Annotated in this window: 16 protein-coding genes; 8 read left to right on the top strand and 8 right to left on the bottom strand. The window is 72.3% G+C overall.

Annotated elements, in window-relative coordinates:
* Nucleotides 1-225: 225 nt before the first annotated feature.
* Nucleotides 226-2,832, bottom strand: coding sequence for an AAA family ATPase (locus ACQPZZ_RS11300; RefSeq protein WP_432931383.1), 2,607 nt, complete (start codon nucleotides 2,830-2,832; stop codon nucleotides 226-228).
* A 115-nt stretch (nucleotides 2,833-2,947) separates the two neighbouring features.
* Complete coding sequence (locus ACQPZZ_RS11305) at nucleotides 2,948-3,490, bottom strand: TetR/AcrR family transcriptional regulator (protein ID WP_432931385.1); 543 nt, start codon at nucleotides 3,488-3,490, stop codon at nucleotides 2,948-2,950.
* Between the two features lie 108 nt (nucleotides 3,491-3,598).
* Here ACQPZZ_RS11305 and ACQPZZ_RS11310 point away from each other — a divergent pair, with 108 nt between their 5' ends.
* Together ACQPZZ_RS11310 and ACQPZZ_RS11315 are read left to right on the top strand one after the other, a co-directional pair.
* Nucleotides 3,599-5,461, top strand: a complete 1,863-nt coding sequence (locus ACQPZZ_RS11310; protein WP_432931387.1) for an MMPL family transporter — start codon at nucleotides 3,599-3,601, stop codon at nucleotides 5,459-5,461.
* Nucleotides 5,407-5,838 (top strand): MMPL family transporter, encoded by a 432-nt coding sequence (locus ACQPZZ_RS11315; RefSeq protein WP_432931389.1) that lies wholly within the window; start codon nucleotides 5,407-5,409, stop codon nucleotides 5,836-5,838. The genes ACQPZZ_RS11310 and ACQPZZ_RS11315 overlap by 55 nt, the downstream gene beginning before the upstream one ends.
* Nucleotides 5,839-5,872: 34 nt before the next feature.
* Here ACQPZZ_RS11315 and ACQPZZ_RS11320 read toward each other — a convergent pair whose 3' ends face one another.
* The 3 genes from ACQPZZ_RS11320 to ACQPZZ_RS11330 form a co-directional block, all read right to left on the bottom strand.
* On the bottom strand, nucleotides 5,873-7,177 hold the full coding sequence (locus ACQPZZ_RS11320; RefSeq protein ID WP_432931391.1) for a cellulose binding domain-containing protein: 1,305 nt from the start codon (nucleotides 7,175-7,177) through the stop codon (nucleotides 5,873-5,875).
* Between the two features lie 360 nt (nucleotides 7,178-7,537).
* Nucleotides 7,538-9,781, bottom strand: a complete 2,244-nt coding sequence (locus ACQPZZ_RS11325) for a serine/threonine-protein kinase (RefSeq protein ID WP_432931393.1) — start codon at nucleotides 9,779-9,781, stop codon at nucleotides 7,538-7,540.
* Between the two features lie 71 nt (nucleotides 9,782-9,852).
* Nucleotides 9,853-11,136: an amidohydrolase family protein gene (locus tag ACQPZZ_RS11330; protein WP_432931395.1), complete on the bottom strand. Its 1,284-nt coding sequence runs from the start codon at nucleotides 11,134-11,136 to the stop codon at nucleotides 9,853-9,855.
* 74 nt (nucleotides 11,137-11,210) lie between these two features.
* On the opposite strand from ACQPZZ_RS11330, the gene ACQPZZ_RS11335 reads away from it, so the two are divergent.
* Nucleotides 11,211-11,717 (top strand): MarR family winged helix-turn-helix transcriptional regulator, encoded by a 507-nt coding sequence (locus ACQPZZ_RS11335; protein ID WP_432931397.1) that lies wholly within the window; start codon nucleotides 11,211-11,213, stop codon nucleotides 11,715-11,717.
* A gap of 78 nt (nucleotides 11,718-11,795) precedes the next feature.
* The gene (locus ACQPZZ_RS11340; protein WP_432931399.1) at nucleotides 11,796-12,452 is read left to right on the top strand and encodes a ThuA domain-containing protein; all 657 of its coding nucleotides are present in this window, start codon (nucleotides 11,796-11,798) and stop codon (nucleotides 12,450-12,452) included.
* Nucleotides 12,453-12,462: 10 nt separating this feature from the next.
* On the opposite strand, the gene ACQPZZ_RS11345 is transcribed toward ACQPZZ_RS11340, so the two are convergent.
* Both ACQPZZ_RS11345 and ACQPZZ_RS11350 read right to left on the bottom strand, forming a co-directional pair.
* On the bottom strand, nucleotides 12,463-13,404 hold the full coding sequence (locus ACQPZZ_RS11345) for an SIS domain-containing protein (RefSeq protein WP_432931401.1): 942 nt from the start codon (nucleotides 13,402-13,404) through the stop codon (nucleotides 12,463-12,465).
* Between the two features lie 49 nt (nucleotides 13,405-13,453).
* Nucleotides 13,454-14,542: a hypothetical protein gene (locus ACQPZZ_RS11350; protein ID WP_432931403.1), complete on the bottom strand. Its 1,089-nt coding sequence runs from the start codon at nucleotides 14,540-14,542 to the stop codon at nucleotides 13,454-13,456.
* 125 nt (nucleotides 14,543-14,667) lie between these two features.
* Between ACQPZZ_RS11350 and ACQPZZ_RS11355 the strand changes: the two genes are divergently transcribed.
* From ACQPZZ_RS11355 to ACQPZZ_RS11370, 4 genes are read left to right on the top strand one after another with little or no spacing between them, the layout of a single operon-like run.
* Entirely contained in the window at nucleotides 14,668-15,762 is a 1,095-nt protein-coding gene (locus ACQPZZ_RS11355; RefSeq protein ID WP_432931405.1) for a polyamine ABC transporter substrate-binding protein, read from the top strand.
* Complete coding sequence (locus tag ACQPZZ_RS11360) at nucleotides 15,759-16,625, top strand: ABC transporter permease (protein ID WP_363646316.1); 867 nt, start codon at nucleotides 15,759-15,761, stop codon at nucleotides 16,623-16,625. The genes ACQPZZ_RS11355 and ACQPZZ_RS11360 overlap by 4 nt, the downstream gene beginning before the upstream one ends.
* The gene (locus tag ACQPZZ_RS11365) at nucleotides 16,618-17,391 is read left to right on the top strand and encodes an ABC transporter permease (protein WP_363646317.1); all 774 of its coding nucleotides are present in this window, start codon (nucleotides 16,618-16,620) and stop codon (nucleotides 17,389-17,391) included. The genes ACQPZZ_RS11360 and ACQPZZ_RS11365 overlap by 8 nt, the downstream gene beginning before the upstream one ends.
* Complete coding sequence (locus ACQPZZ_RS11370; protein ID WP_432931408.1) at nucleotides 17,388-18,455, top strand: ABC transporter ATP-binding protein; 1,068 nt, start codon at nucleotides 17,388-17,390, stop codon at nucleotides 18,453-18,455. Before ACQPZZ_RS11365 ends, ACQPZZ_RS11370 begins: the two co-directional genes overlap by 4 nt.
* Here the strand turns inward: ACQPZZ_RS11370 and ACQPZZ_RS11375 are convergent.
* The gene (locus ACQPZZ_RS11375; RefSeq protein WP_432931410.1) at nucleotides 18,433-19,050 is read right to left on the bottom strand and encodes a TetR/AcrR family transcriptional regulator; all 618 of its coding nucleotides are present in this window, start codon (nucleotides 19,048-19,050) and stop codon (nucleotides 18,433-18,435) included. The two genes, ACQPZZ_RS11370 and ACQPZZ_RS11375, sit on opposite strands and share 23 nt — an antisense overlap.
* Nucleotides 19,051-19,103: the final 53 nt, after the last annotated feature.

Consider the following 19,103-nt stretch of genomic DNA (forward strand, 5'->3'; position numbering starts at 1 on the left):
AGACCCAGACAGCCGGCCAGCTAGCCACACCCGGCCCGGCAAGGGTGCCGGGGCTCCAGCGGACCCCCGCGCCATGGGTGCGCACGCGGCGGGAACGGATACAGCACAGCTGCTCACAGACAGAGCGCTACATGCACACGAGACGGACGCGGCACCGGCCCCGGGACGGGTTACAGGGCATGCGCGTGGACGCGTACGCGGCACCTGCGGCGGGAGGTGGACTCGTCACAGCTCGCCGCGTTCGACGGCCAGGGCCAGCTCCACGCGCGACCGCAGGCCGGTCTTCGCGTAGACGCGAGTGAGATAGACCTCCACGGTCTTTCGGCTGTAGTGCAGCTCCTCGGCGATCTGCGGGTTGCTCAGCCCGTCGGCGACCAGTTCGATGACGCGGCGCTCCCCGGGGGTGAGGCGGCCCGCCGACTCGGGAACCAGCCCGGCCTCGCGCAGGCGGCGTTCCGACAGCGCCGCCCAGGGCGCGGCGCCGAGCCGCGTGAAGATCGCGTGCGCGCGGGGGAGTTGTGTCGTGTCACCGAGCGCGCCGAGGACCAGCCGGGCCCGAGCCTCCTCGAACGGCAGACCGTCCGCGCGGGCCCGCTCCAGGCCGGCGCCGGCTCGCGCCCGGTCCCGGAACGCCCAGCCCACCGCCAGGTCGGCGGCGAGCCGGGCCCGGGGGGTCCCGTTCGTGGACCGCTCGTCCAGCCGGGAGGCCGCCGCGCGGCAGCCCGCGTCGTCGCCCGCCGCCCCCGTCACCAGCACCTCGACCGCCAGGGCCCGGTGCACCACCTCGGGCACCTCGTACGCGAGAGCGTCGGCGAGTTCGCGCCGTGCGGCGGCGAGGCCGCCCCGGCCGAGCGCCAGGCGCGCGCGGAACACGCATCGCATGCCCTGCTGCAGCGCGCAGCCGGGCGGCGGTTCGGCGAGGACCCGCGCGGCCTCGTCCAGCCTGCCCTGGTCGAGCAATATGTCCAGTTCCATGTTGCGCAGCAGGGCGAGGTTCTCCAGCAGGCCCGCCTCGGCCAGCGCCCGGCCCGCGACCGCGATCTCCTCCAGCGCCCGCGCCCATTCGCCGCTCATCCGCCGGATCACGGCCATGGTCCGTACGTGCTGCCCGGCGATGTCGTGCCAGCCGAGGCCCCGGTGGATCTGCTCGGCCTGGTCGAGCACTTCGACGGCGCGGGAGCGCAGGCCGGCTGTCGCCAGCACGTGCGCCGCCGACTCCAGCGACGCGAGCCGGGCGCCCGGCGGCAGCGCCGCGGCGAAGGCGAGCAGGTCGTCGACCGCCCGCCGCGTTTCGGCCCAGTCGCCCTGCACGAGCGCGTGGAGGGCCAGATAGCCGACCGTGATCGCGCGGTCCTGCGGCGGGCAGTCGGCCACGCCCTCCCAGGCCCGCCGTGCCGCCTCCCTGCTGGGGTGACCCATCTCCGCGCTGACCAGCGCCTGCTGGGCGAGCAGCGCCGAGGCGTCGTCGGCCTTCGGGATCTGGCGGCGGGCCACGTCGAGGGCCACCTCGTACCACCCCATCGCGTGGGCCGCGCCGACCGCGGTGTACGCGGCGCGGGTGCCGCGGCGGCCGGCGGGCAACGCGGCGAGCGCGCGCTGGGCCGAATTCAGGGCAAGAGCGGGCCGCGAGCCCTTCCAGTACGCGAGAGCCTGCCTGGCCAGCAGTTCGCCCGGCTCGGTGGACAGTTCGGCGGCCTTGCCGTACCAGTGCGCGGCCGACAGCGGCGCGGTCCAGCGGGTGAGCTCGGCCGCGCGCAGCACCGCGGGCAGGGCCTCGGCGGGCGGCCCCGCCTCGGCCATGTGGGTGGCCCACTCCAGGACGCGCCTGGTCCCGGTCAGTCCCTCGCGTTCGAGCATGTCGGCGATGCGGCGATGCACCCCGCGCCGGCCGGCGGCGCCGAGGTCGTCGTAGAGCGCCTCGGCCACGAGCGGGTGCGCCAGTGCGTAGCCGTCACCGTTTCTGGTGACCACGCCATCCCTGACCAGCGCCTCGATGGCGCGTTCGGCCCGGGGTGGGTGGAGTCCGGCAAGTTCGGCGAGCGCGGGGAGGTCGGCGGTCTCCCTCGTCCGCGACAGCGCGGCCAGCACGCGGGCGAGGTCGCGTCCGCCCCGGTCGCGCTGGAAGAGGCGGCTCAGGATCGCCCCCCGCCGTGCCCCCGGATCCGCCGCGCGTACGGCACCGCCGTGCACCAGGGCCAGCACGGCCTCCTGCACGAACCACGGGTTGCCCCGGCTCGCGACGTGGATCCGCCGCAGGACGGTGTCGCTCGGCGTACGGCCGAGCAGCCCGGTGACCAGGTCCGCGACCTCGGTCATGGTCAGCGGCTGGAGCCGTACGGACATGTCGACGTCGATGGCGGGAGGGTGGCGGGCGGTGCCGAGGATCGCGACGGCGTCGTGGCGGCGGGGGAGGGCCCGCAGCACGCCCAGCGTGTCGGCGTCGGCCAGGTGCAGGTCGTCGATGGCGAGAAGGGTGGGACCGGGCAGCGACTCCAGCAGCCGGGCGGCCATCGCGCCGGGTGCCGCGGCCGGGTGCCCGAGCGCGGCCTGGTCTATCGCGTCGAGCAGGTCAGACAGGGCGTCGGCAGCCCCGCCGCGCAGGGCCCCGAGCGCCTCGACGAGTGGGGCGTAGGCGCGCCCGCCGTCCAGTTCGCGGGCCTGGCCGCGCAGCACCCGGAAGCCGTTCAGCCGCGCGGCGGCCTCACCGAGCAGGTGGGTCTTCCCGATGCCGGGCTCGCCGAGGATGAGGACGGTCCGCGGCGTCTTCGACAGGGCCGACACCACCTGGTCGAGGGTGCCCGCGCGGCCCTCGCCGACGGCCGGTACGTCCACGGCTCGCCGTCACTCCCTTCACATCGTCCCGCTGGTGTCTCCTAGGACGCGGCGGAAAGGTTGAACGTTCACACGAAATGTGACGCGCTCGCACAGTGATCGCAAGGGGGTCCGTCTATCGAGATTCGAACACGGCGACGGCGGCAGCGCACAGCGTCTCCTCGATCACCTCGGCGGGCATGTCCATGGTCTTCACCACACCGGTTCGCACCGCGCCGAGGGCGGCCCAGGCGCGTACGCGCGTGCCGGGTGAGGGGTCGGGCCCGGCCAGGCGGGTGAACAGCTCACGGCCGACCTCCCTGATCGCCTCGCCCGGAGATCCCGGAGGGACGCTGTCGGCGCCGCCGACGTCCTCGGTGAGCAGCCGGATCACCGTGCGGTGCCGTACGGCGAACGCGGTGAGCGCGCGCAGGAACTCCCGATGGCCGGAGAACCGGGCGCCGAGCAGTGCGAGCAGGTCGTCGGCCGCCGGGGCGACGAGCTCGGCCGCCAGCCGGTCCTTGGGATGGAAGTGATAGGCGACCGCGGTCTTGGTCAGACCGACCGCCGCCGCGATGTCGGCGAGCGACACGGCGGCGTACCCCCGCTCCGCGAACAGGTCGCGGGCCGCGGCCAGGATCCGGGACCGGGTCGCGTTGCCCTGGTCGGATGTGGTCATCGTCTCATTTTCCGGCGCGCCGTCCGCCCGCCGATAAGTCCCGTTTACCCTCGTTCTGTATGGCCGTACAGGACGGCCGTCAGGACATGATACCCGGGACGGACGGCGATGAGCGGGATTCTGGGGCGGCTCGGCGGATGGTGCGCACGCCACGGCTGGATCGTGCTGACGCTGTGGGTGCTGGCGGCGGGCCTGCTCACCGCGGGCACCCTGGTGTGGGGCCGGCCGGTGAGCAACGACGTGTCGATCCCCGGCACGGACGCGCAGCGGGCGCACGAGCTGATGAGCGAGGGCTTCGGCCCGGGATTCGACCCGGGCGGGACAGTGCAGCTCGTTCTGCACACCGCGAACGGCACGCTGACCGACACGTCCCGCGAACAGGCCGTCGAACAGTCGATGGACGCCCTGCGGCGCGTTCCCCACGTCGTCGAGGTGGAGACGCCGTACCGGGCGGGCGGCATGTCGTCCAGCCGGCGCATCGGCATGATCACCGTACGGCTGCAGGGGCAGGACACCACCAAGATCGTGCAGACCTCCGAGCGGCTCGTCGCCGCCGCCGCGCCGGCGGTGCGGGCGGGCATCGAGGTCGTCCCGTCCGACGGCTCCACGCCGGCGGACAAGCAGATCGAGACCGGGGCCAGCGAGATCGCCGGCGTCGTCGTCGCGCTCCTGGTGCTGCTGTTCGCCTTCGGGACGCTGGTCGCCGCGCTCGTGCCGATCTTCACGGCGCTGATCAGCATCGGCGTGGGGCTCGGCCTCATCGCGCTGCTCGGGCACGTCGTGGACGTGCCCTCGACCGCGTCGATCCTGGCCACGATGATCGGCCTCGGCGTCGGCATCGACTACGCGTTGTTCCTGCTGTCGCGGCACCGGACGCTGCTGGCCGGCGGTGTGCCGGTGCGGGAGGCGGTCCGGCGCACGGCGGCCTCCTCGGGTGGGGCCGTGCTGTTCGCCGGCGGCACGGTCGTGATCGCGCTGAGTGCGCTGATGTTCGCCGGCGTCCCGCTGCTGCGCACGCTCGGCTGGATCACCGGCGTCTCGGTCGTGTGCGCCGTGCTCACCTCGATCACGCTGGTTCCCGCTCTGCTCGGCATCCTCGGTCACCGGGTGAACGCGCTGCGGCTGCCCTTCTTCGGGCGCACGGCCCGCCGCGACGGCCCGGCCACGGGCTGGGCCAGGCTGGGCGCCTGGGTGGCGCGCCGCCCCTGGCGGGTGCTCGCCGTCACCGCGGTCGTGCTGGCGGCGCTGGCCGCTCCCGCGGTCACGATCAAGCTCGGCCCCCTCGACAACGGGTACGGCGACAAGGGCACCCCCGCACGCCGGGCGTACGAGCTGATCGAGACGGGCTTCGGCCCGGGGGCCAACGGCGGGCTGGTCGTCGTGGCCGAACTGGACCGGAAGATCGCCGGTTCGACGCCGCCCGACCCGGTCGTGCGGACGCTGGCGCAGCGGGTGGAGCGCACCGAGGGCGTCGCGGCCGTCTCCCCGCCGAAGGTCAACGAGGACGGGCGCTCCGTGCTCATCCAGGCCGTCCCCGACTACGCGCCGAGCGACTCGCGGGCCTACGACGTGGTGAAGCGCATCCGCGCCATCGAAGTGCCCGGGGCGCGCGTCCACGTCGGCGGAGAGGTGGCCGGAGTGGCGGACATGGGCGACCGCATCATGGCCAGGACCCCGCTGGTCGTCGGCGTCGTCGTGCTGCTCAGCGCCCTGCTCCTGCTGCTGGCCTTCCGCGCGCCCCTGGTCGCGATCAAGGCGGCGCTGATGAACCTCGTCTCGCTCGGCGCCGCCTTCGGCGCCCTGGCCGTGGTGTTCTCTCACGGCCTGGGCAGCCGCCTGGTCGGCATGGACCCCCGCCCTCGGCCGAGGGGTCCTCCTTGTTCTTCTCGGTGCCGATCGACACGTACGTGCCGCTCATGCTGTTCGCCGTCCTGTTCGGTCTGTCGATGGACTACGAGGTCTTCCTGCTGACCTCCGTACGGCAGGCCTACGCGCGCAGCCGGGACAACCGGAGCGCGGTGGCCGAGGGGCTGGGGTCGACCGGCCGTGTCATCACCTCCGCCGCTCTGATCATGGTGGCGGTGTTCACCGCCTTCATCGCCTATCCCGACCCCCTGGTGAAGGTGTTCGGGGTCGGGCTGGCCGTGGCCGTCACCGTCGACGCGACCCTGATCCGGGGCTTCCTCGTGCCCGCCACGATGGTGCTGCTCGACCGGCTCAACTGGTGGATTCCCCGCTGGCTCGACCGGATCCTGCCGAACCTGTCGATCGAGGGCCACGAGGAGGACGGTGAGCCCGCGAAGACGGAGCCCGAACCGGCCGGTGCCGGCCGGCACGCCCGCCCCTGACGCGGTCACACGTCCGGGGCGGGCCTCCACCGGGTCAGAAGTTCTTGGTGCGGACCGTCCAGGGAGCCTTGGCCGCCAGGCCCGAGGAGCCGAGGATGTACGCGCGAGCCGTGGCGTTGCCGTTGAGCGTCATGTCCAGGAACTGGACCACGGTGGTCATGCCGTCGGTCATCTGGCTGCCGGTGATGAACCCGACGTGACCGGCCTGGGGATGCTCGGCCAGCACCGCCGCCACCTGCGTGAGGTCGTAGTTGGCCCGGGTGTTGTCATAGGCGATGTCGGAGGGCCCGCCGTCCAGGAACATCACCGGGGTGTGCAGCTTGGACAGTTCCGCGCGCGAGTATCCGAACGAACCGTCGGCGAACAGCCCGCTGTCCAGCGAGACGACGCTCTTGACCCGCCGGTCCTGGCCGGCGATCAGCGCTTCCAGCCCGCCGCAGGAGTGCCCGGCCGTGGCGACCTTGGACAGGTCGAGGCGCTGGTAGAGCGGTGAGCCGGCGCGGCTGTTCTCCCGCTCGGCCCAGCTGATCCCGTCGGTCAGCAGTGACGGAATCGGGGAGCCGCTCTGCACGCCGTTCGACGAGCCGTCGACCGAGGCGGTGTCCACCACGACGAACCCGCGGGCCGCGATGAACGTCAGCGCCTGGATCACCTCGCTGCCGTTGGTGTGCGCGCAGGCCCCGTTGCCGAAGACCAGCACGGGCATGGGACGCCCGACGGACGAGGGGTTCGACGGCCGGAACACGGTGTAGCGGTTGGTGCCGTACGCCCCCTCCCGGGTGACCGGGAAGTTGTTCTCGATGGCCGGCCTGGTCGGCGGTGTGGGACTGGCACTCGGCGAGGCACTGGGGCTGGGGGTGGGACTGGGCGTGGGGCTGGAACTGGGACTGGAACTGGGACTGGGACTGGGACTGGGCGTGGGACTGGGACTGGGGGAGGTGACGCCTCCGGTGCAGGCCACGCCGTTCAGGGCGAAGCCGGACGGCACCGGGTTGGAGCCGTTCCAGCTGCCGTTGAACCCGAAGCCGGCGCTGCCGCCGCTGGGAAGGTCGCCGTTGTAGGAGGCGTTGGTCACCGTGACCTGGGAGCCGGACTGGGTGTGGGTGCCGTTCCACAGTTGCGTGATGGTCTGCCCGGCCGGGAACGACCAGGTCAGCTTCCAGCCGTTGATCGGGTCGCCGAGGTTGCGGACGCTGACGCTCGCGCCGAACCCGCCGGGCCACTCGCTGGTCACCGTGTAGCCGACCTGGCATCCGGCCGTGGCCGCCGACGCGACGTGAGCCCCGGCCACCCCGGCACCGGCCGTCAGCAGCGCGGCGACGGCGGCGGACAGTCTCAACCGCCGGCGAAAAGTGCTGTCATGTCGCACAGGCTTTTTCCATTCTTCGAGGTGTGACGTTCGCGCCGACGAATACACGCTGGTGGAAACACGGCTTTCGGCCCCCGCGCCGGCGCGACATGCGTGTGAGCGCTAACAACGCCAGGACGCCGACGTTGTCCGTGAAGGCGCTCTGCCGCTGCCGGGAGTCAATCCCGGCACGGAGGGACGAGTCAACGAAGCGGCGTTTCCGCTGTTCTCACGACGCGGCGCCGCATCCCTGTCGAATCCCTGTCGAACAGGCGCGACGGGAAGCGGGTGAAAGCCCGGCCGTGCGGACACCGGTGAATATTTCATTCCTCCTGCCCGCCGTCGCCCGTGTCAAGTGATCACCGGAGGGGGCGGGCTGTCCTGCGGATCGGGACTCTGCCGGCCCGGGTTGCGCGGCCCGGGATCGTCCGGCCGGGGATCGCCCGACCCGGGGTTGTCCGACCCGGGGTTGTCCGACCCGGGGTTGTCCGACCCGGGGTTGTCCGGCGCCGGGCTTCTGGGCGGGCCGGAGGACGGACTCTCGCGCGGGTCGGGCGTGGTGGGCGGGCTCGGGCTCTCCTTCCCGGGGCCTGAGGCGCCCGAAGGGGACCCTTGCGGCTCCGGGCACCGGGGGCCCGTGACGGTCCTGGTGGCCGACCTGGTGGTGCCGCCCGGCGACGCCGTGACCGACACGCTCCGGACCTCCACGTAGCCGCATCGGGGCACGCCGCGCGGAGCGCCGAACGTCGCGGTGAACCGCTCGGCGTACCGGCGCGACCCGGACAGCGTGCGGTCCTCCGCGTCCCGTGCGGTGCTGGTCCGGCCGGCGTACGTGACCCTGCGGACGAAGGCGACGTGCAGGTCCACCGGGTCCTTCGTGGCCGACCTGACCCCGACGACGGCCGTCGTGCCGTCCCAGGCGTCGATCTCCACGCCCTCGACGGCGGGCGCGGGGCAGGGCGCCCCGGTGAGCTTCTCGGTGCGCGTACGGGTCCCTCCGCGTGCGGCGGGCACCGTGGACACCCGGACCTGCCGGTAGACGGTGGTCCCGCAGGCGGGAGAGGGGAAGGGCTGCTGCAGGCCGATGTGGTAGGAGGTGGCGCCCCGCAGCGCGACCGTCTGCGGCGCAGTGGCGACGAGCGCGTCCGGCGACGGCCCGGAGGCGAAGCGCGCGGTGAGCAGGACCCGGGCCGTCGTGCCGGCCCGTACGTCGACCGTGACCGCCTGGCCGTCGAACGCCGCGATGCCGAGGCCCGTGACCCGCACCGGTCCCGGCGGCGCGGTCGCGCCCATGTGGGACGGGGTGACGGCCGGCTCGGAAGGACCCGGCGGCTCGGAAGGATCCGAAGGATCCGGCGGCGTGGCCTCCCCGGTGGACACCGGTGTGCCGGACGGCTCGGGCGGCGTCGTCCCCACGTTCTCGTCCGGCGGGACGTCCGCGGCCGGGGCGTCCCCAGCAGGCACATCCGCCGGGACGTCCGCCTCCGGGACAACGGCGGCCGGAGGGCCGGCGGCCGGGGGAGGCACCGCCAGGGCGCTGTGCGGCGGCGGGGTGAGCAGGGTGTCCCGCGCGACCGGGGTCTGCCGGTTGGCCGCGACCACCGCCGCGATCACGATGGCGGACAACACGGCGGCGCCGATGACGAGCCGGGGAGCGAAACGCGCGAGCCGTTCGGCCAGCACGGTCTGGGCGAGGGACGTGGACGCCTCCACCGGCTCGGCCGGAGCGGCGAGGGGGAACGTCAGCGCCAGCAGGGTCGCCAGTTCGGCCAGGTGGCGGCGGCCTCGCTGCTCCCAGTCGGGCCCGTACGCGGCGGTCGCGGCGGTCTCCAGATCGGCGATGAACGCCCGCGCCGTCGGCGGCCGGTCCGCCGGGTTCTTGGCCATGCCGCGCGTGATCAGGCCCCGCACCGAGCCCGGCACGTCCGCCGCCGGAATGGGAGCGCCGCGGTGCAGCATGCGCAGCGCCGTCAGGTCGTCGGCCCGGTACGGCCGGCGCCCGGTGAGGCACTCGTAGAACACGCAGGTGGCCGCGTAGACATCGGCGGCCGGGCCGGCGAGCCCGCCGTACCACTGCTCGGGAGCCATGTAGGGCGGCGTGCCCGCGGGGTCCTCCGCCGAGCCGCTCGGCGTCGCGATGCCGAAGTCCGACAGCTTGCTCGTCCCGTCGGCCTGGATCAGCACGTTCTCCGGTTTGTAGTCCCGGTGGACGATTCCCGCGGAGTGCGCGGCCGACAGGCCCGACAGCGAGCCCTTCAGCACCACCAGCGCCGCTTCCGGGCTGGTCGAACCGTGTTCGGCGAGGATCCCGCGCAGCGAGACCCCGTCGACGAGTTCCATGACGATCGCCGCGCCGTCGCGCGCCTCGACGTACTCGTACAGGCGCACAATGCCGGGATCGCTCAGCTCGACCATGACCCGGGCCTCGTGCCGGAACCCGGCGAGGAAGCGCCGATCCCGCCGCAGTTCCTCGCGCAGGTACTTGATCGCCACGTAGGCGCCGGTGGTGACATAGGTCGCCAGCACGACCCGCCCGGCACCGCCCGCGCCGAGTTCGCGCACCTCCCGGTAGCCCGGCACCGACCAGGCGTTCATGACGCCGCCCCCTCGGATAGCTTCGACTCAAGGTCTCACCCGAAAGGGCGGTTGTCACCGGAGCAAAAACGTCACCTCGCGGATGTAGTCCGAGCCTGCGCGGTCACGTGCCGGGCCGCCCGTACGGCGAGGTCGCGGGCGCGGTCCACATCCACGCCCAGCAGGCGGCCCCCGCGCTTGACGATCCGCCCGCCGACCAGCACCGTGTCCACGGCGGCGGTGTCGGCCGCGGTGACGACCGAGGCGACCGGGTCGTGCACGGGCGCGAGGCCGGGGGCCCCGGCGTCCAGGATGACGATGTCGGCCTGCTTGCCGGGGCGCAGCGAGCCGGTCCTGCCGTCGATGCCCAGCGCGGCCGCGCCCTCGATCGTGGCCATGCGCAGCACGTCCGCCGCGGTGAGAGCGGGCCCGTCCTGGCGGGCGCGTCCGGCCGCGAACGCCGCACGCATCACGGAGAACATGTCGCAGGGAACGTCGGTGACCGTGTCCACGCCGAGTCCCGTGGTGATCCCGTACGACCGCAGCCTGCCGGTCTCGGGGTGGCCGTGTCCCATCTGCGACTCCACCGCCGGGGCCACCGAGGCCGTGCCGCCGCTGCCGGCGATCAGCTTCAGCGACTCGTCCGGCATGCCGTTGCAGTGCACGAACAGCACGTCCGGGCCGAGCAGGCCGGCCGCGTTCAGTCGCTCGACCGGGCCCTCCCCGGTGGCGTGCAGGCTGACCCGCAGGCCGAGATCGCGGGCGAGCGCCCAGTCGGCCCGCGCCGCCTCGACCGAGCCGTAGACCGGGCCCCAGGCGGCGAAGGCGGGAGTGACCAGGCCGTCGTCGGACGGCAGGAGCGCCGAGCGGACCCGCCGCACCTCGTCCTCGGCGCGGTCGGTGTCGCCCGTGCCCCGATGGGCGTACCCGAAGACCGCCCTCACCCCGGACTCGCGTAACGCCTCGACGGCCGCGTCCGTGTGGTCCGGGGTGAGCTGGATGTGCGACCAGTCGTAGACGGTGGTGACGCCGGCGTTGAGCGCCTCGATCGCGCCCCAGAGGTCGGCGGCGTACACGTCCTCCGCGCGGAACGCCGGGGTCAGAGTGCCGAGGACCAGGTCGAGGTACGCGCCGAGCGTCGCGTCGGCCGCGATGCCGCGCAGCACGCTCTGCCACACGTGGCGATGGGTGTCCACGAAGCCGGGAAGCACGATGCCGCCGGCGGCGTCGATGATTTCGGCGTCTTCCGGCCACACGTCCGGCTTCGGGCCGGTCGAGACGATGACGCCGTCCTCGATGACGACGGCCGCGTCCGGTACGACGTGCGGGTACGGCTCGGTGTCGACGACGGTGCCGTTGACGATGACCGTTCTCATGGCAGGCCTCTTTTCCTAATGCTTTCACTAAAGCTTTTGAGAAAGCTATCAGCATGAGGGACTAGGCTCAACCCATGCGACAGCGGGACCGGGTCGACGAGATGATCGAGGGATGGCGGGCCGAGCTGCCGGAGGCGGCGACCGTCCAGCTGGAGATCGTCAAGCGCGTCAGCCGGCTCAAGGCCCGCATCGAGGAGGTCACGCAGGCGGTGCTCGGCCGCCACGGCCTGACCTACGCCGAGTTCGACGTGCTCGCCACCCTCCGCCGGGCCGGTCGGCCGTACCGGCTCAAGCCGAGCAGGCTCGCCTCCCACCTGATGCTCACCACCGGGGGGACGAGCAACATCCTGCAGCGGCTGGCCGGCGCCGGGCTGGTGGAGCGGGAGCCGGATCCGGCGGACGGGCGCAGCTCGTGGGTCAGGCTCACCCCGCTCGGCGTCGAAAGAGCCGAGGAACTGTCACTGGCGACCACGGAGGCGCACCGGGAACTGCTGGCGAACGTGCCGGAACACGCCGCGCGCGCCCTGGCCGACCTGCTCAGGGACGTCCTGCTCGCGCTGGGCGACCGCAGCGGGCCCTGAACCGCCGCGCCCGGCACGCGTACGGTCCCGGCACGCGTACGGACCCGGGCGCTCGCGGGCAGGGCCTATCGTGCTTGCATGCCGCGCAACCTCATCCTGTCCGGGGGAGTGGCCCACGACTTTCCGGCCACTTCGGCCGCCCTCGCGGGCGTGCTCGCCGAAATCGGCATCGACTCGGAGATCACCGAGGACATCGCCGGAGCCCTGGCCGGGCCTCCGCCGACCGGCCTGATCGCGGTCAACGCGTTCCGCTGGAGGATCGACGGCGACGACTTCGCGGAGGAGCGGGACCGCTGGCGTTTCGAGACGCCCGACTCCGTCAGGCGGACGCTGCTCGATCACCTCGCGAGGGGCGGCGGGCTGCTCGCCGTGCACACCGCCTCGCTGTGCTTCGACGACTGGCCGGAGTGGGCCGAGATCCTGGGCGGCGCCTGGAGATGGGGCAAGTCGTACCACCCGCCGATCGGGCCGGCCCGGGTCCGGCTCGGCGGCGGTCATCCGATCGTCGACGGCCTGACCGGCTTCGAGGTGATCGACGAGGTCTACACCGACCTCGACGTCCTCCCGGACGTGGAGCCGCTGGCCTACTCGGGGGACCAGCCCCTGCTGTGGGCGAGGACCGTGGCGGGCGGCAGGGTCGTGTACGACGCGCTCGGCCACGACACCCGGTCGTACGAGAACCCCGTGCGCCGCACCCTGCTGCGCCGGGCGGCGCGGTGGCTCATCGGGAGCTGACCTCCGGGACCTACCGCCCCCACAGCGTCGCGGCGACGAGTTCGGGCACCAGCGTCTCGGTGAGCAGGGCGACGTCCGGGTCGTCGTCGTGGAGAAAGCGCACCGCCGCCGCCTGCCCCTCGACCTCCCCGCCGACCGCCAGCACGCGCGACCCGCGCATGCGGATCCACTCCATCGCCTGCTCGTCGTAGCGCGACCCGGGGAACAGCACGGCCCGGTAGTCGCGGGTCTTGGTGAGATAGACGTCCACGTGCGCCCAGTCGCCCGTCTCGCACGCGTCCGCCTGGATGCGCGGTCCCTCGCGGAACATCAGCGCCGACTGCTCCGCCGACGACAACCGCTCGGCCGGCGCGATCGTGTAGACGCCGTGCGGCCCGTCGAGCAGCCTCACGGCGTCCGCCAGCCACTCACGCCGGTGCTCCAGCAGGTCGGCGGTGGCCGCCGCGGCCCGCCGTACGAGGCCCGCCACGGCGTCGGGGCCCTCGGCGAGCGTGAGCAGCAGGGCGAGCGTGTGCTGGAAGGTCCGGCAGGCGACGCCGCCCCGCTCCTCGCCCGCGAGCATCGGCACGACCAGGTCGGCGCCCTCGGTCACGGGCGAGCCGGGCCGGTTGGTCAGCGCCACGACGAACGACCTGCCCCGGTGGAGGGCCAGGGCGTCGAGCGTCTCCCGGCTGCCGCCCGTCGCCGACACGACGACGGCGGCGGTGCGCGGGCCGGGCGGGGTGCCGAGCGCGGCGGAGGCGTACTCCGCGACGGCGTCCACCCCGGCCGCCCGCAGTCGTTGCGCCGCCACCCCCGCGGCGTAGCGCGAACTGCCCATGCCGAGGAACACGACGCGGTCGAACCGCCGCGTCAGCCCCTCGAACGGATCGCCGCCGTCCAGGAGGCCGGCCAGCGCCTCCAGTGCCTCCGGCTTCGCCTCCAGGTCGGCGAGAAAAAGCCCCGCGTCCACGCGTCCATCCCCTCGTTCGTAAGGCGTTTCGTAGTCGGGCGTTTCGTGGTCAGGCGTACCAGGCCCGCAGCACGCCCATCGGCGCGTACCGCCAGCGCGGCAGGTGGCGGGCGGCGTAGATCAGTTCGCGGCACTCCTGCTCGACCTCGAACGGCCGCAGCAGCGACCGGTCGAGCAGGTCGGCGCGGCCGGCCCGCGCGAGCGTCCGGGCGTAGGCCGCCGTCAGGTCACGGCGCGACGCGGCGGCCCAGGCGGCCGTCGCGTCCGGGTCGGCGGACCTGCGTCCGACCGCCACCTGCCCCGCGTGGTCCACGCTCGTCGTGAGCTGCGCGAGGTCGCGGGCCGCGGGCTGGTAGGGGTCGGCGTCCGCCACGGTCGGGTTGCCGTCGAAGTCGACCACCGCGTAGCCGTCCCGCCAGCGCAGGATCTGTCCGACGTGCAGGTCGCCGTGGACGCGGATCAGCGGTGTGGCGGGGGTGCGGGCGAGGGGCTCCAGCTCGCGGCGCAGGGCCTCGGCCCGTCCCGCCAGCCATGCGCCGTCCGCGCCGTCCGTCAGCGCCAGGGCCTCACGCAGCGCATCCTCGGCGCGGCCCCGCCACGCGCCCTCGCCGGGCGGCGACAGCCGTACGGGGTCGGGGATGACCGCGGACGGGGTGGCCATCGCGAGGTGCAGTTCTGCGGCGAGGGCGCCGACCTCGGCGGCGAAGCCGGTGCGGCCGGCCTCCGCCTCGTCGACGCACCACTCCCAGCCGTCCCGCGCCTCGGGCAGGTAGGCCGTCACCAGGGCGACCAGCGCGTCCTCCCAGTAGACCGCCGCGTACGGCGTGGCCGTACGGGCGAAGCCCGCCAGGTGCGCGAGCAGGCGGGGCGCAGGATGGGGGGCCCTCGACGGCCGGGGGAACCACTTGACCACTACGGTGTCACCCGCGATCACCGACTGGTTGGTCTGGTCCACGGTGATCGGCCGCTCTCCCGGAGGCACCGGCGGCAGCGGCCGCAGCGCCCGCACCGAGAAGGGCGGCGGAGCGAACCCGCGCGCCAGATCGCGCAGGACGCACCCGGTGACTCCGTCGCCGATCTCCAGCAGGAGGAGGCCGTCCGGCTCCTCGGTCACCCGCGGCCAACGGGAGCCGTCCACTCAATCTCCTGAACGTAAATTCAACAACACAAGCAAATTACAGGTTTAACGTGGCATCCGAAGTTTTGTCCATGTTGAGCTATCGTGCAACACTGGCCGCCATTCCTCACGCAAGGGAGCCCCCCATGACACGTCGCGTGCCCGTCGTCGTGGCCTCTGTTTGTCTGGCCTCCGCGTTGACCGCCTGTGGTGGCGGCGGCGCGGCCACCGACTCCGCGCCCACAAAGCTCAGCGCCAGCGCGGACCTATCCAAGCAGAGCCTGACGATCTCCATCTGGGACGGGTACAGCCCCAAGGATCTGCCGGAGCGAGTGAAGGCCAAGCTCGGTTTCGACACCAAGGTCGCCATCCACGACACGAACGAGACGATCATGGCCAAGCTGACCGCCGGCGGCGACAGCGGCATCGACGTGGCGTTCGTGTCCGGTCAGTACGCGCAGGCGCTCAACGCGCAGGGTCTGCTCGAGCCTCTCCACCGCGATCTGATCCCGAACCTGAGCAACCTCTACCCCGAGGCCTCCCAGCTCGCCTACGACAAGGGGAACGTCTTCTCCGTCCCGTACACCTGGGGGACCACCGGGCTGTGCTACCGCAGCGACCTGGTGAAGACGCCGCCGACGAGCTGGAAGGACCTGCTCGAACCGGCCAAGGACGTGAAGAAGAAGATCACGATGATGACCACCGAGCGGTGGCTGGCGCTTCCGGCGCTCAAGCTGCTCGGAGCCTCGGTCAACACCACGGACCAGGCCACGATCGACAAGGCCAAGGAACTGCTGCTGAAGGTCAAGCCCGACCTGCTCGCCTACGACGACACCACGTTCGGCGACCGGCTGAAGTCCGGCGAGGCCGTGATGGTCGAGGCCTGGGACGGCTGGTGCCCGACGTCGGAGAAGAACATCAAGTTCGTGGTGCCTAAGGAGGGCAGCGACCTCTGGGCGGACACGATGGTGATCCTCAAGAGCTCCAAGAACAAGGAGGCGGCGCACGCCTTCATCAACTACATCCTCGACCCCGAGGTGCACGGCTGGGTGCCCGCGAACATCCTCTACAGGATCCCCAACAAGGCGGCCATGGAAAAGGTCGACCCGAAGCTGCTCGAGAGCTACCCGACGCTGGCGGAGGCGCCGTCCGAGCTGCTCAAGGGTGAGAGCCTGGTCGACCTGGGCGAGGCTTCCACCGCCTACACGCGACTGTCCACCGAGGTTTCGGCAGCGCAATGACGGCCCGACAGCCCGCCCGCTTTCTCGGGAAGGCGGCCGGCCGTCTCGCGACGATGGGGCCCGGGTTCGGCTTCCTGACCGTCTTCATGCTGGTCCCGCTGGCGCTGGTGCTGAGCTACACCGTGTTCCGGCGGGGCCGGTTCGGGGGAGTGGTCTACGAGCCGACGGGGGAGAACTTCACCCGTCTCGCCGACCCGCTCTACCTCGACGTGGTGATCGGGTCGGTGAAGCTCGCGGCGATCACGACGCTGCTCGCCCTGCTGCTCGGCTATCCCACGGCGTACCTGATCGCGAAGCTGCCCGCCCGGTGGAAGGTGATCGCCCTGGTGGCGGTCGTGCTGCCGTTCTGGACGAACTTCCTCATCCGCACCTACGCCTGGATCGTGCTGCTCAACTCCGAGGGGCCGGTGAACTCCGGGCTGAAGGCACTCGGGCTGGAGCCGGTGAAACTGCTCTACACGGACGGCGCCATCGTCGCCGGGCTGCTCTACGCCTACCTCCCGCTGATGATCCTCCCGCTGTACTCGGCCGTGGAGAAGCTGGACCCGGAACTGCGGGAGGCCTCGGCGAACCTGGGCGCGCGGCCGGCCAGGACGTTCTGGTCGGTCACGCTTCCGCTGTCGCTGCCCGGCGTGCTGACCGGCTGCGTGTTCGTGTTCGTGCCGAGCCTGGGCAACTTCGTGATCCCGGAGCTTCTCGGCGGCGGGCGCCGGATCATGGTCGGCAACCTCATCCGCGACCAGTTCCTCAAGGCGCGCGACTGGCCGTTCGGTTCGGTGCTGGCGCTGGCCGTGATCGCCGTGCTCGTGTTGCTGCTGTTCGCCCAGGCGTGGGCCTCGCGGAGGGCGGGACGCGGTGCGTAGACACGGCTGGCTCCGGCTGCCCTTCTGGCTGACCTACCTGTTCCTGTACGCGCCGATCGTCGTGCTCGTCGTGATGTCGTTCAACCGGAACAAGTCGCCCTACACGTGGGGCGGCTTCTCCCTGGACTGGTACGGCAGGCTGGCGGAGAACGACTCGATCCGCACCGGGCTGGTGAACACGCTGATCGTCGCCTTCGGTTCGACGGTGCTGTCCACGGTGCTCGGCACGCTGCTCGCGGTCGGCCTGGCGCGCCACACCCGCTCCCGGCTGCTCGACGCCCTCTCGACCCTTCCCGCGATCCTGCCCGATCTCGTCATCGCGATCGGACTCCTGGTGTTCTACACCGCGATCAAGCTGACGCTCGGGCTGCACTCCGTGCTGATCGCGCACACCGTCTTCGGCATGGCCTTCGTCACGGCCGTCGTACGGGCCAGGCTCGGCGGGATGGACACGTCCCTGGAGGAGGCGTCCCGGGACCTCGGCGCGGCCCCGCTGACGACGTTCGTGAAGATCACGCTGCCCACGCTCGCCCCGGGCATCGTCGCGGGGGCGCTGCTCGCCTTCACGCTCTCGCTGGACGAGTTCGTGATCGCGTTCTTCACCGCGGCTCCGTCCGAGCCGACGCTGCCGATCGTCATCTACTCCATGGTGCGGTTCGGCGTGACCCCAGAGATCAACGCGCTGGCGACGCTTCTGCTCGCGGTGAGCTTCACCGTCGTGATCGTCGCGCAGCGCCTGACCAGACTGACCGAGGCACTGCGATGACTCTCATATCCATCGACGGCGTGAGCCGCCGGTTCGGCGAGGTGACCGCCCTCGATTCGGTCAGCCTCGACATCCGGCAGGGCGAGTTCTTCGCCCTGCTGGGGCCGTCCGGCTGTGGCAAGACCACCCTGCTGCGGATCCTCGCCGGGTTCGAGCAGCCGGACACCGGCTCGGTGCGGCTCGACGAGTCCGACCTGCTCGCGATCCCCGCGCACCGCCGCCCGGTCAACCTCATGTTCCAGTCGTACGCCCTGTTTCCGCACATGAGCGTGGAGAAGAACGTGGCGTACGGCCTGGAGCGGGAGCGGCTGCCCCGCGCGGAGATCCGGGAGCGGGTCGCCGCGGTGCTGGAGACCGTCGGCCTGACCGCACAGGCCCGCCGCAGGCCGCACGAGCTGTCCGGCGGGCAGCGCCAGCGGGTCGCCCTGGCCAGGGCCGTCGTCAAGCGCCCCCGGCTGCTGCTGCTCGACGAGCCGCTGAGCGCCCTGGACAAGAAGGTCCGCTCGGAGATGCAGCTCGAACTCAAGCGGCTGCAGCACGAGGTCGGCATCACTTTCGTCGTGGTCACCCACGACCAGGAGGAGGCCATGTCGCTCGCCGACCGGATCGCGGTCATGAACGGCGGCAGGGTCGAGCAGGTGGACGCTCCCGCGGACCTCTACGAACGGCCGCGTACGCCGTTCGTGGCCGGTTTCATCGGGGCCAACAACCTCTTCACCGGCAAGGTGACGGAAAAGGGGCTGGAGGTGGACGGGCTGGGCGTGCTCCCCGCGCCCGCGGGGCCCGTGGAGGGCGAGACGGCGATGCTCGCGGTACGGCCGGAACGGATCCGCCTCGACCCTGTCACGGAGGATCAGGGGATGCTGCGCGGCCGGGTCGTCGACGTCAGCTTCTACGGTGGCGTCTCCCACGTGGCGCTGAGCCTGGCGGGCCACGACCGCAACCTGCTCGCGGCCACGCAGGGGCGGGCCAGGGTCGAGACCGGCGCCGAGGTCGTCGTCACCTGGGACGCCGACGACGCCGCCCTCGTCCCGACGGAGGTCAGCGGCGGTCAGCCGTCCTGAGTGGGTTGCCCGTGGCCAGGCGGGCGTAGTCGAGGATCAGCTCGACGGCCCTGTCGGAGTCGATGGAGTGGTGCCGGGCGACGATGCGGTAGCCGTACGCGTCCTCGAGGGCGACGAGGTTGCGGGCGATGGTCTCGGAGTCCTGCGCCAGCGTGAAGACACCGTGGGCGGCGCCCGTCTCCAGGATCGTCTGGTACATCGACACCTGCCGGTCGAACAGCGTGGTCAGCAGCGCCGCGTAGACGCGGTTGCGGCCGGCCGCGCCGCCGAGCTCGCACAGCAGTCGCACCCCCGCGTCGTCCGGGCCGTCGGGCAGGCCCGAGCGGATCGTGACGATGAGCTTGTCCGCCGGGTCGGAGATGCCGCTTATCTTCTTCATGCGCCGCTCGTAGAAGCGCTCCATGCCGGCGTGCTGAGCCTCGATCAGCAGGTCGCGCAGGTCGGGGTAGTGGTAGAGCACCGCGCCGGAGGTAAGACCCGCCTCCTCGGCGATCTGGTTGAGGTGTACCCCTTCGGCGCCGTGCAGGAGCATCGCCCTGTGGGCCGCCTCGATGAGGTCGAGCCGCCGGTCCGCCTTGCTCTTGCGCTGAGTCATCCCACCCCTGTCATTGCACCTCGCTTCATATCGCCCGACACGATACCCCTCCA

The sequence above is a fragment of the Microbispora sp. CA-135349 genome (assembly GCF_050947365.1).
GTDB lineage: Bacteria > Actinomycetota > Actinomycetes > Streptosporangiales > Streptosporangiaceae > Microbispora.

What these genes read in the sequence shown, in the direction of transcription:
- ACQPZZ_RS11305 (WP_432931385.1), bottom strand. Translation starts at nt 3,490, where the DNA reads ATGACCACATCCGACCAGGGCAACGCGACCCGGTCCCGGATCCTGGCC.
- ACQPZZ_RS11310 (WP_432931387.1), top strand. Translation starts at nt 3,599, where the DNA reads ATGAGCGGGATTCTGGGGCGGCTCGGCGGATGGTGCGCACGCCACGGC.
- ACQPZZ_RS11315 (WP_432931389.1), top strand. Translation starts at nt 5,407, where the DNA reads ATGCTGTTCGCCGTCCTGTTCGGTCTGTCGATGGACTACGAGGTCTTC.
- ACQPZZ_RS11325 (WP_432931393.1), bottom strand. Translation starts at nt 9,781, where the DNA reads ATGAACGCCTGGTCGGTGCCGGGCTACCGGGAGGTGCGCGAACTCGGC.
- ACQPZZ_RS11330 (WP_432931395.1), bottom strand. Translation starts at nt 11,136, where the DNA reads ATGAGAACGGTCATCGTCAACGGCACCGTCGTCGACACCGAGCCGTAC.
- ACQPZZ_RS11335 (WP_432931397.1), top strand. Translation starts at nt 11,211, where the DNA reads ATGCGACAGCGGGACCGGGTCGACGAGATGATCGAGGGATGGCGGGCC.
- ACQPZZ_RS11340 (WP_432931399.1), top strand. Translation starts at nt 11,796, where the DNA reads ATGCCGCGCAACCTCATCCTGTCCGGGGGAGTGGCCCACGACTTTCCG.
- ACQPZZ_RS11355 (WP_432931405.1), top strand. Translation starts at nt 14,668, where the DNA reads ATGACACGTCGCGTGCCCGTCGTCGTGGCCTCTGTTTGTCTGGCCTCC.
- ACQPZZ_RS11360 (WP_363646316.1), top strand. Translation starts at nt 15,759, where the DNA reads ATGACGGCCCGACAGCCCGCCCGCTTTCTCGGGAAGGCGGCCGGCCGT.
- ACQPZZ_RS11370 (WP_432931408.1), top strand. Translation starts at nt 17,388, where the DNA reads ATGACTCTCATATCCATCGACGGCGTGAGCCGCCGGTTCGGCGAGGTG.
- ACQPZZ_RS11375 (WP_432931410.1), bottom strand. Translation starts at nt 19,050, where the DNA reads ATGACTCAGCGCAAGAGCAAGGCGGACCGGCGGCTCGACCTCATCGAG.